The organism is Cyanobacteriota bacterium, from assembly GCA_025054735.1.
Taxonomy (GTDB): domain Bacteria; phylum Cyanobacteriota; class Cyanobacteriia; order SKYG9; family SKYG9; genus SKYG9.
This window is the reverse complement of sequence record JANWZG010000054.1, coordinates 2,476-13,226: the sequence shown is the minus strand read 5'-3', so window position 1 is coordinate 13,226 and position 10,751 is coordinate 2,476. Positions and strand designations below refer to the sequence as shown.

Here is a 10,751-nt window from a genome sequence, read left to right as displayed (position 1 = left end):
ATCCAAGCGGCCTCCCAAATAGCCACTGACCATACCCAAGGGCACACCTATCACCAAACTCAGTAGTGTTGCCAGGAGCACAACAGTTAATGCCGCTTGGCTGCCAACCAGCGTTCGGGCAAAGACATCATAGCCTTGACGAGTAGTGCCGAACCAATGCCGGAAAGACGGCGGTTCATGGATAGGGTTTAGGAGTGCATCGGTTGGATCTTGAAGCCATCCCCAATGCTGACCCAGAGGAGCCACAATGGCAATGGCCAAAAACCCAACAGTGATCGCTATGCCCACTGCCATCATTCGAGAAGATAGGGTAGATAGGCCGAAAAGACCAACTCTACGCAAACCGGGAGATGAACTTGAAGCCATAGCGGTGATCCGTGTTTTCCCAGAGATAAGGTTGATGTGGTTTCGAGAACCCCGCAAAACTACAATAGAAAGCTATTCTAGGGCGCGTGGGACAATAGCATCGATAGAAAGTTGAGGCTGGAACCCACGGGTGCCGATATGCTGAATGATCGCCTAATGCTATGCACATTGGCAAATTAGCGTGAGCAAATCAGTAACTCGCGTAAGCTGTTAAGGTAAGTTGTGAGGCTTCTCTCAACCATTTCAGGAATTGTTGATCGCAGGCAATTCAGACTATCAGTTAGGACATCAAGGGTATAGCCAAGGATATAACCGATGATTAAGCTGTATGACAGAGTAGACGGTACCGTAGTTGGTCGGATTAATGATCGCCAGCTAAGGATGTTGCAAGATCAGTTAGATGAAACCAGTGCTGGTGATGTGGACTATTGTGTAGATGAGACAACGATCGACTTCCTCAAGAGTGCTGGTGCTGATCGTTCGCTGATTGTGTTACTAGAACAAGCTATGAAAGACCGAGCTGCGATTGAAATTGCTTGGGAAGAGGTGCAAGCCTAAGCTCGATCGTGGTCACGGGATGCATGATTAGCTGACCCAATCCAGCCAAACTTGGGTAACTCTGTAGGCACAGGGTCATAGCCACCAGGGTGAAGGGGATGGCACCGAGAAATGCGGCAACAGGTCAACCAACTGCCACGCACTGCCCCAAACCGCTCAATCGCTGTGATCGCATATTGCGAACAGGTCGGCTGAAAGCGGCAAACTGGTGGAAACAGTGGCGAAATTAACAGCCGGTAGCCTCTCACCAAGGCAATCAGAACAGCTTTCATAGCTATCTAGTTTTTGGAGATATGTGGATGGTGAAAATTCTCTCTACAGCTTATACTAGATAGGCTGAGCAAAAGTTGACAATGAATGGAGGTATATGGCGCGCTATCGAGGTCCTCGCCTCAGAATTATCCGACGGTTGGGTGAGCTACCAGGGCTAACTCGTAAGGCTGCTCGTCGGGCATATCCACCTGGGCAACATGGGCAAAACCGCAAGAAGCGGTCTGAGTACGCAGTTCGTCTAGACGAAAAGCAGAAGCTACGCTACAACTACGGACTAACCGAACGACAATTGTTGCGCTATGTTCGGAAAGCGCGGCGCGTTAGTGGTTCGACAGGTCAAGTGCTGCTGCAACTGCTAGAAATGCGGCTAGACAATACAGTATTTCGCTTGGGTATGGCTCCTACAATTCCAGCAGCTCGCCAGTTGGTGAACCACGGGCATATTCGAGTGAATGATCGGGTGGTGAACATTCCTAGCTATCAGTGCCGTCCTGGTGATGTCATTAGTGTGCGCGATCGCGAAGCATCTCGCCAATTAGTGGTGCAGAACTTGCAATATCCCGGTCTGGCTAATATCCCCAGCCACTTGGAACTGGATAAAGAGAAATTGATTGGCAAGGTCACTGGCATCATAGAGCGGGAATGGGTTGCCCTGCAAATCAATGAACTGCTAGTGGTGGAATACTACTCTCGTCAAGCCTAGACAGCAACTTATGTTGATTGGTTGATGGTACAGTCATTCCAGATCAGAAAAAGACATTTAAGCCCCCTTGCCCGCTCCGGGAGGGGGCTGGGGGTAAGGGCAGGTGTTTCAAGCTAGCTTGCAACGACTATATCTATCTGCAATCAAGTAACCTGGCAACGCTTGTCTCTAGATATTACTACTTCTCCATACTACGGCTACAGATAGCTTGTAGAACGGACTTATTTACGAGCTGGTAGGTTACGTAGTGGCTTTTGGAGAAAAATGGTGTCACTTTACACGCTTACTTCACACAAAGTGATAGGGAGGCAAAGCTTCACTCAGGTGAATTGCCCAGTGAGGATACTGAGCCTGCCACATTTTCACCTGTTCCAGTAGGGTTGGGGCAGGTTGGGGAGCCAAGATATGCCAACGGTGTTGACCATCTTGGGGATTATTATCCAGTTGGGTAGGGTAACAACGGACAATCGCCTGCTGTAACTCGGTCAACTCAGTTGCTTGCCGTTGGAGCCAGTCTTGCTGGGCTTGGTAACGCTGCTTTTTCGCCAAGAAATAATCTCGTCCCTTAGCAGTGGATAAATCTATTGGTTCCTCTGGCATAGGCTGGGGAATGAGCTTCAGGGTATATTCAGCATTGTCCGCTAGGTGGGCTAGTCGGCTGAGGTAGGTGTCGGCTTCTGCTTGCAGGTGTGCCAATAACACCGCAGCGGAGGTAAATTGGGTGCCAAAGCGCAGAGGCAAGAGAGGAGTTTGTTGAAATACGGCTCGGATAACTTGATCGTGGTGTAGTACAGCTTGCATCAGTAGCTCATCGTCCTGTTGGATGTCAGTAATAGACAGAGCTGGCTCGACGATCGCTCCTAGATCTTCGGTTCCCAGCAAATGCAACTCCCCCACTATTCCTTTAGGCAACACCAGGGCAGCATCCGTCATTTTTACCAGTGCGTAGGCGTACATTGGGACTACAGTAGGCAATAGGGATTGTCTCTTCAGCATTATGGCAAAACAGCGTCTCGACAAACTACTAGTGGAGCGAAACCTTTGTGAGTCGCGTCAACAGGCACAACGGCTAATCCAAGCGGGCGAGGTCATGGTAGATCAACAGGTGGTAGATAAACCAAGCATGGAAGTGCCCTCTACGGTCGAGATCCAAGTGAAGCAGCGATCGCCCTATGTGTCCCGTGGAGGAGAAAAATTGGCCAAAGCCTTAACTACGTTTGCCATCAGAGTCGTTGATCGTATTTGTCTAGACGGCGGCATCTCCACAGGGGGGTTCACCGATTGTCTGCTGCAAGCAGGAGCCAAACAAGTTTATGGCATCGATGTGGGCTACGGACAGGTGGCTTGGACACTGCGCCAAGATCCACGCCTGGTACTCAAAGAACGCACCAACCTGCGGCACTTGCAACCTACTGATCTCTATGGCGAGGTCTATGCTGATCACTCCCGTTGGGCTACTTTGGGGGTAGTGGATGTGTCATTTATTTCCCTGACAAAAATTATGCCTGCCCTGTGGCGATTGTTAGCTGCCCCCAAGGAAGTGGTGATGTTGGTGAAGCCGCAGTTTGAAGTGGGGCGCGATCGCGTTGGCAAAAAGGGGGTTGTACGAGACAGTCGTGACCAAGCAGAGGCCATCCATGCTGTGCTTCAAGCTGGTCAAGAGGTGGGCTGGCACTATGCAGGGCTAACATGGTCACCACTACTAGGGCCAGCCGGTAATGTCGAATATTTGCTGTGGTTGCAGACAGGTGCTAGTCTAAACGGTGCAACAGCCCCTGACTTAGGTGAGATTCACTACCTTGCCCAAACAGCTCACCAGATGTTATGCAAGCGTTAAGATTTGCAGACATTGCATCTGTCTCTCCATGATTATTGCTAACCATGTCTAAGCTTACTGTCGCAGCTATTCAATGTGAATTGACAACCAAGGTTGCTACCAACCTTAGCCACGTTAGCCACTTCATCCGAGAAGCTGCAGCCCAAGGGGCACAGGTGATTCTACCTTCAGAACTGTTTGAAAGCCACTACTTTTGTCGAGAAGAGCGCGAAGACTATTACCGATTGGCGCAACCTGCCAAGGGACATCCCACCATTACCCATTGCCAGCAACTGGCGGCTGAACTGGGGGTGGTGATCCCTGTCTCGTTTTTTGAGCAGGCAGGCCCAGTCTATTACAACAGCGTAGCGATCGTGGATGCTGATGGTACCCTGTTAGGAATTTATCGCAAGAGCCACATTCCCGATGGCCCTGGCTACGAAGAGAAGTTTTACTTTCGCCCTGGCAATACTGGCTTCCGAGTATGGCAGACCCGCTTTGGTAAACTCGGAGTTGGCATTTGTTGGGATCAGTGGTTTCCTGAATGTGCCCGTGCCATGACCTTAATGGGGGCAGAGGTGTTGTTGTATCCCACAGCGATCGGCAGCGAACCTCACGATCCAGAACTAGATACTAAGGATCCTTGGCAGCGGGTGATGATTGGTCATGCTGTTGCCAATATGATTCCTATAGTAGCTGCTAATCGCGTAGGCACCGAAGGCGGACAGACTTTCTACGGATCCTCCTTCATTTGTAATCATCGGGGCGACAAGTTGGCAGAGCTAGGAAGGAGCGAGGAAGGGGTTATCTGTGCAGAGTTAGATTTAGCCCTAAGTCAGCACATGCGTAACGCCTTTGGATTCTTTCGCGATCGACGTCCGGAACTTTACCAAATCCTCACAGAGCTGTAATCTCGCTCTAGTAGCGGGTCATCGTTTTCTGAATGGAATGATTTCTGACATATGGCTGATGTTTCCCTCTGACGGCAATCGGTAAGGTGAGAATGTTCCTGAACACGTCATTGCTATTATCAAGGTCAGCCATGCACACCATTCTAGAGAAACTGCACGAAATTGACTATGATGTCCAGCATTCAACTGGGTTTAAGCAGTATTTAATCAATATCCTGATGCAAGGTAAGATTACCTGCGATGATTTGACATGGCTTGCCTCGGCCTTGACCTTCAAATCGTTACTGAGTAAGGATCAGGTCAACTTATTAGAATGTATTTTTGATGACTTAGCCTCTGGCTTTATCCAGGTTGTTGTGAAACTATAAGGTCAAGAGTAGTTTGGGCTGGACTCTGCAAGCAATAGCAACACTCCAGGCACGATGCACACCGTAGACAGGTTTATGGGTATGCTGAATCCGTACTGTCCAGAGCTTCCGCCATGCCGGTTCATTGCGCTTGTACGTTAGCCATCCTTGAGTTTGTAGCCATTCTCTTGGTAAGCAGTTTTATTTACCTAGCGAATGGGATAACGATCGGCTCTGGCGACACAGTGCCCAATACTCTTTTAGCATTCAACCTGCTGGAATATCACACACTACACTTCGACATCATGCGGCAGGCGGAGATTCCTTCGATGCTCCGCCCCTACGGATTTTTTGTCGAAGCTGCGAACGGACACCTGACATCCCATTATCCCATTGGCCCGGCGATCGTCACCTTTCCACTTTACCTGCTGTTTTACCTTTATCTCAAACTCACTGGCACGCCTTTAAACCTGGTTGATGGCAGTTTTGACACCTATCGCCTCCTGTTTGAAAAACTAGCCGCTACCATCACTACTGCCTTATCCGTTGGGCTATTTTACCTGGTTAGTCGGGTTCAGTTCAGTCGGGGGATTAGTTTAGTCACTACGGCTATCTTTGCCTTTGCCACCAATACCTGGGTTACCAGTTCTCAGGGACTCTGGCAACATGGCATCTCTAACCTCATGACTTTGAGTGCTTGGGTTTGTCTCTTGCGATCGCACCAAGCTGTACCCCGCTATCGCCTCCTCTGGTTAGGGTTAGCCGGGGGTGCTGTTGGCCTGTTACCATCCATTCGCCCTACAAGCAGCATTGTCACGATCGCCCTCTTGGTGTACGTGGTTGCTAAGTACCGCTGGCAGGCTATGCCCTTTTTTGTAGGGTTACTCTCTGCTGTACCAGGGCTTGCCTGGAACTGGTACTACTTTGGCAACTTGTCAGGAGGATATGGGTCAATCGTCGGCTCTGTCTATCGCTTTACTGCTAGTCAGTTTCTAGAGAGTTTAGCAGGGCTACTCATCAGTCCCAGTCGGGGATTGCTTCTGTTCTCGCCGATCGTAATCTTTGCTATCCCTGGCCTAGTCATAGCCTTTAGGCATCGCCACCAGCCCCATGAGCAGCTACTGCTGTGCCTGAGCAGTAGTCATTTTCTCATCTTTATTACCTATTGCTTTTACACTATCTGGTGGGCAGGCCATTGTTATGGCCCTCGCTTTATGACGGATGTGCTGCCTACCCTTTGCTATCTAATCAACTACACCCTTGCGGAGGGCACAGTAGTCAGTCGGCGCTGGCTGGGAGAGACTCCCCGGCTATCATTACTGTTCTCAGTATTGCTGGCATTTTCGGTCTTAACCCAAGTATTGGGCACCTTCGGGCTAGCGTCAGGAGCAGCAGGTCGGCGATCGTTGACTCCCAACGTCTGGAACGAGGTACCCCTAGATGTAGATGTGCATCGATCACGCCTCTGGGATTTTCAAGACAACCAAATTCGCCGTCATGCCAATGCTCTACTCCATCGTCTGGTCAAGCCACCTGTACACAAGCCCGACTATCAGCGGGGTTTACGGGCTAAGCTGGTGCAGGTGGGCAATCAACAAGGGGTGCCTCTGAGTCCAATAGTAACCGGGACTTACCAGACCGGAGCATTGTTAACCGCGATTGTGGAAAATGTGGGCACTTCCCGCTGGTACGGTTACAATGCCGCCCTAGGCCAAGGAGAGACCAGAGTCCGAGCATCGGTGTTTACTCTAGCAGGAGAAAAATTCGCGGAAAGCTGGCTGTATTTGTCTAGTTCTGTAGCACCAGGCCAGACTGGATCGGCGATCGGTGTATTACCACTCATTTTCCCCCCTGGATCCTATTACTTGGCCTTTGACTTGATTGCCGACGGCATTGGCGACATGCCTACAGAGAATAGTAACTTCGCCTACGAGCTTAGAATTGTAGCACCCGCCAACTTGCCGCCTAGCAACTAATGAGATTATGTGAGATCACGCCCCTATGGATACTCGACTGCTCGGTTCACTAGGGTTCTTTCTTTGCTTAACAACAGCTACCCTGCTGGGGTTTTGGCTGTCTAAGCGCTCAGCCAAAGCCGCCCCTCAGCGATCGTCTGGTGGTTGCTGGCTTACCCTTTGTACTCTTAGCAACCATCCAGTCATCCCTTTACCAAATCTTGATTACACCTCATCTGTATTGGAGTGGTGCAAGGCTGGCTCCTATGATCGCCCTCACCAATGGTTACAAAATTTATCAACTGGTCGGTCAAGGCCCCCTGCTCGATACTTTCTATGGGCCAATCTCTTACTTGGTTTATCTGCCCGCTACTCTAACATCCTCCGTCACGGCTAGTATCATTAGCCTATGAGACACCCTTCATTCCCAAGTCAGCAACAACACCAAATTAGAACTGCTAGTGATGGCAGCCCAAGCAACGATCGCCCAAGAGTTAACCCATGGTGCTGATAGCGCTCACTCGCCTCATCTATATATGAAGGACGTAGGGTAAGGTTCAAGACTCCTTACGCAGACATCTCGAATATCCGCTACTATAGGGCAGATATACCCACAAGTACCTACAGTCACGAGCATCCATCTGGAGTTCCTGTTACGAATAGTTCTGATCAACGTAGGATGGGTATAGGGAAATCAGGATCTATCCTTTGACTTCCTATAAAAAGTGCGACTAGTTTGAGTCTTAAGTTGTTAATGTGATTCATCTCACTTTACTCCACCCTGTAAAGAATACACCTGTCCAAAGCTGGACGTTTGCCAACGAAGCAGTCATTCGGATTGGGCGGGGGACTGACAACAATGTAATCCTTTACAGTGCTGTTGTCTCCCGTCACCATGCCGAATTACGGTGTAATGGTTCCGAATGGGAAGTAATTAACTTGGGCACCAATGGCACGTACTTGGATGGTAAGCGCATCACCCAAGTTCCAGTCGTTGATGGCACAATTCTGCGGTTAGCACGCTCTGGCCCTAAAATCCAAATCCATCTGGGAGACAAGTCGATTGAAAGCCTACCTAAAAGCAGTGCTGTTCCAGTATCTGGCAGTCTATTGGGGCTAACTCCAGATACCGCAGAGGCTGGTGACACGGAAAAAACTATCCCTGGACCCCATGCTCTACTTAACCAGCCTCTAGCTCCTCCCCCATCTCCTCAGCAAGCTGTGGGTAATGATCAATTACCAGACCACTTTTTTCCCATTACTGACCCTGACTTAGCAGCAATGCCACTATTGGCTGTAGAGCCACCTAACATTGAGATGCAGCTTGGGCACCCCCATAGCAGCCATGAGATGGAGTCCGTTGACCTTCGGTTCGATCTCAGTACTGGCAAGCCCCTACGGGTACTAAAGCAGGTTGCAGACTATCAAGTTGTTGATGTAGTTGGTCAAGGTAGAGTTGCTATTACCTACCTAGCTTGGCGTAACGGTCAAACAGTAGCCCTAAAAACGGTTAACGCTGATTGGTTAGGCGATCCAGAAGCGATTGGCATGTTTGAACACGAAGCTACAGTTCTTAGTCGCTTGCATCATCCCAGCATTCCGCAATTTATTGACTTTTTCTCTATTGCTAGTCAGCCCTATCTAGCAATGGAAATGATCTACGGCCAGACCTTAGCCAACTATGTAGCTGCCAATGGCAAAGTTCCCCAACGTCAGGCTATTCAATGGATGATTGAGGTTTGTAACACGCTGGATTATCTTCATTCCCTAGATCCACCTATCCTGCACTGTAACCTCCGACCAAACAACCTGATACGCCGTAACAATCGTCATGGTAGCTACGAAATCGCAGTTCTGGATGTAGGGGCTGTTAGGGTTGTCGGTTTAGAGGCTGATACCCACATTGAGATGGAAAGCTACGCTGCTCCAGAACAACAGGAAGGACATGCTGTTCCGGCCTCTGACTTGTATGCGATCGGCACAGTCTTGATTTATCTATTAACAGGCCAGCCGCCTAGCAAGTTCTACAAGCCTGTTGATAATGAGTTTCAACTCTCAATTCAGCTCATTCCAAATCTGCATCCAGCCATAAAAGACTTTTTGATCAAATTAGTTAACCCTAGAGTTGAATGTCGCCACGCCACAGCTAAAGAGGTTGCTAATTGTTTAGCAGAGATCTTGAGTAATTGCTAGCTGCACGAGATTTCTGCATATTGTGCTAGTGTAATGTGCCACTTCAAAAAGTGGTTACTCTGTGTTTATACTTCTCGATTCATGATGGTAAGGGCGCTAACACTCCACATAGAATTCATCAAAACTTCATAAATACCCGTACATTTCGCGTAACTTTTTTACGCACATTCTTCTAAAATGCTAAGTAATCTTAGGGCGTTGCGTAATATCACCCTATGCAATGCTTCGTAGTGCGTCTCCGTAACATTCTCGAATGTTCTTATCAGTAACTTGAATTGGTGTGATTAGCTAATATCCACCCTTTTCAGCTAGTGTTAACTAGTTTTATTCAATAATCAACTCTAGATAGGGTATTGTTTGCGCCCTTTATGCCTTATGCAGCACTTATTGAAGTGGATTGATTTTGTCATGCATGGGCAATTTTTACTTCACTTTATGCAGTTAATTACAGATTAATTGGATTGCCATTCATGGTTATTGCACATTAGTTAATTGTGTTTATCTGAAAGATGAGTTGAATGGGTCGTATGCCAATGAATGAGTTGTACTAGTTATCTGGAGTTATCTGTTAAGTGCCTCTAAGGAAGATGCTAAATTCCCAAAATTGACTTGATTTGCAGAATTGTACAATTGGAACTTTCTATCATTTCCTACAACGACAAACTAGCCTAGATAAGGCCTTTTAGTAGAAAGCTCAATTTCATGTACTTTTGTAGAAGTTTGGTGTAGAAGATCTTTTTCAGGGTTGGCTCACTGTGTAAGCAAGGAACATGCATCTACGTCAGCAATTTAGGGCTAAGGCATGAGGGTACATAACAGCTAGCAGATGGCAATTATGACGAGTAAATCAGGAAACTACCTGCTACTGCCGTTGGCAATATTGGCAGTCTTGGCAACTAAGAATACAAGTGTCGCCTTTGCACAATCTGTTCTCCCTGCTACGGATGGCACAGGTACAATCGTTACTCCCAATGGCAACTATTTCAACATTGGTGGTGGTACACAATCTGGTGCCAACCTATTTCATAGTTTCCAGCAATTTGGTTTAAGTCCGGAACAGACAGCCAACTTTTTAGCAACTCCAGATTTGCAGAACATTCTTAGTCGAGTTGTTGGGGGCAATCCATCTATTATTGATGGCCTAATCCAAGTAACGGGTGGTAATCCTAATCTTTATCTCCTCAACCCAGCGGGTATTATTTTTGGGCAGAATGCTAGCCTCAACATTCCTGCTTCGTTTACAGCTACTAGTGCCACAGGTGTTGGGTTTGGTGCTGATCATTGGTTCCATGCGATCGGCCCCAACAATTACGCTAGCCTCATAGGCAACCCTACTCACTTCCAGTTCAATACATTGCAACCGGGTAGCATCGTCAACGCCGGATCGTTGGCGGTCAACCATGGACAATCCTTAACCTTGCTAGGGGGAACTGTTATTAATACAGGAACATTAACAGCCCCTAACGGATCCATTACAACACTGGCTGTGCCTGGAACCTCACTTGTGCGGTTGTCACAGCCTAGCAGCCTGTTAAGCCTGGAGATTGCAAGATGGAGCACAGAGCACGGAGGGCAAACTCAGACTGCTCTGTTTCCGTTCTCCCCTACTTCCTTACCCGCCCTATTGAC

12 protein-coding genes are annotated in these 10,751 nt (G+C 48.4%); 9 read left to right on the top strand and 3 right to left on the bottom strand.

Annotated elements, in window-relative coordinates; translation table 11 throughout:
* Nucleotides 1-366 (bottom strand): ABC transporter permease (locus NZ772_04350; GenBank protein ID MCS6812788.1); only part of this gene is annotated, 366 nt, incomplete at its 3' end.
* A 315-nt stretch (nt 367-681) separates the two neighbouring features.
* On the opposite strand from NZ772_04350, the gene NZ772_04345 reads away from it, so the two are divergent.
* Nucleotides 682-924 (top strand): galactosyldiacylglycerol synthase, encoded by a 243-nt coding sequence (locus NZ772_04345; protein ID MCS6812787.1) that lies wholly within the window; start codon nt 682-684, stop codon nt 922-924.
* Here NZ772_04345 and yidD read toward each other — a convergent pair.
* Complete coding sequence (gene yidD / locus NZ772_04340) at nt 921-1,196, bottom strand: membrane protein insertion efficiency factor YidD (GenBank protein ID MCS6812786.1); 276 nt, start codon at nt 1,194-1,196, stop codon at nt 921-923. The genes NZ772_04345 and yidD overlap by 4 nt on opposite strands.
* Nucleotides 1,197-1,291: 95 nt before the next feature.
* Between yidD and rpsD the strand changes: the two genes are divergently transcribed.
* On the top strand, nt 1,292-1,900 hold the full coding sequence (gene rpsD / locus NZ772_04335) for a 30S ribosomal protein S4 (GenBank protein ID MCS6812785.1): 609 nt from the start codon (nt 1,292-1,294) through the stop codon (nt 1,898-1,900).
* A 288-nt stretch (nt 1,901-2,188) separates the two neighbouring features.
* On the opposite strand, the gene NZ772_04330 is transcribed toward rpsD, so the two are convergent.
* Nucleotides 2,189-2,857: a GvpL/GvpF family gas vesicle protein gene (locus tag NZ772_04330; protein ID MCS6812784.1), complete on the bottom strand. Its 669-nt coding sequence runs from the start codon at nt 2,855-2,857 to the stop codon at nt 2,189-2,191.
* A 40-nt stretch (nt 2,858-2,897) separates the two neighbouring features.
* On the opposite strand from NZ772_04330, the gene NZ772_04325 reads away from it, so the two are divergent.
* The 7 genes from NZ772_04325 to NZ772_04295 all read left to right on the top strand — a co-directional run.
* The gene (locus tag NZ772_04325; GenBank protein MCS6812783.1) at nt 2,898-3,737 is read left to right on the top strand and encodes a TlyA family RNA methyltransferase; all 840 of its coding nucleotides are present in this window, start codon (nt 2,898-2,900) and stop codon (nt 3,735-3,737) included.
* 44 nt (nt 3,738-3,781) lie between these two features.
* On the top strand, nt 3,782-4,627 hold the full coding sequence (gene aguB / locus NZ772_04320) for an N-carbamoylputrescine amidase (GenBank protein MCS6812782.1): 846 nt from the start codon (nt 3,782-3,784) through the stop codon (nt 4,625-4,627).
* A gap of 131 nt (nt 4,628-4,758) precedes the next feature.
* Entirely contained in the window at nt 4,759-4,995 is a 237-nt protein-coding gene (locus NZ772_04315) for a hypothetical protein (protein ID MCS6812781.1), read from the top strand.
* A 113-nt stretch (nt 4,996-5,108) separates the two neighbouring features.
* Complete coding sequence (locus NZ772_04310; GenBank protein MCS6812780.1) at nt 5,109-6,950, top strand: hypothetical protein; 1,842 nt, start codon at nt 5,109-5,111, stop codon at nt 6,948-6,950.
* A 140-nt stretch (nt 6,951-7,090) separates the two neighbouring features.
* Nucleotides 7,091-7,342: a hypothetical protein gene (locus NZ772_04305; GenBank protein MCS6812779.1), complete on the top strand. Its 252-nt coding sequence runs from the start codon at nt 7,091-7,093 to the stop codon at nt 7,340-7,342.
* Between the two features lie 343 nt (nt 7,343-7,685).
* Complete coding sequence (locus NZ772_04300) at nt 7,686-9,122, top strand: FHA domain-containing protein (protein MCS6812778.1); 1,437 nt, start codon at nt 7,686-7,688, stop codon at nt 9,120-9,122.
* A gap of 835 nt (nt 9,123-9,957) precedes the next feature.
* Nucleotides 9,958-10,751, top strand: a 794-nt coding sequence (locus tag NZ772_04295; GenBank protein ID MCS6812777.1) for a filamentous hemagglutinin N-terminal domain-containing protein, incomplete at its 3' end; no start/stop codon positions are given.

Coding starts and splice junctions, on each gene's coding strand:
- NZ772_04345 (MCS6812787.1), top strand. CDS start 682: ATGATTAAGCTGTATGACAGAGTAGACGGTACCGTAGTTGGTCGGATT.
- NZ772_04315 (MCS6812781.1), top strand. CDS start 4,759: ATGCACACCATTCTAGAGAAACTGCACGAAATTGACTATGATGTCCAG.
- rpsD (MCS6812785.1), top strand. CDS start 1,292: ATGGCGCGCTATCGAGGTCCTCGCCTCAGAATTATCCGACGGTTGGGT.
- NZ772_04325 (MCS6812783.1), top strand. CDS start 2,898: ATGGCAAAACAGCGTCTCGACAAACTACTAGTGGAGCGAAACCTTTGT.
- yidD (MCS6812786.1), bottom strand. CDS start 1,196: ATGAAAGCTGTTCTGATTGCCTTGGTGAGAGGCTACCGGCTGTTAATT.
- aguB (MCS6812782.1), top strand. CDS start 3,782: ATGTCTAAGCTTACTGTCGCAGCTATTCAATGTGAATTGACAACCAAG.
- NZ772_04330 (MCS6812784.1), bottom strand. CDS start 2,857: ATGTACGCCTACGCACTGGTAAAAATGACGGATGCTGCCCTGGTGTTG.
- NZ772_04310 (MCS6812780.1), top strand. CDS start 5,109: ATGCCGGTTCATTGCGCTTGTACGTTAGCCATCCTTGAGTTTGTAGCC.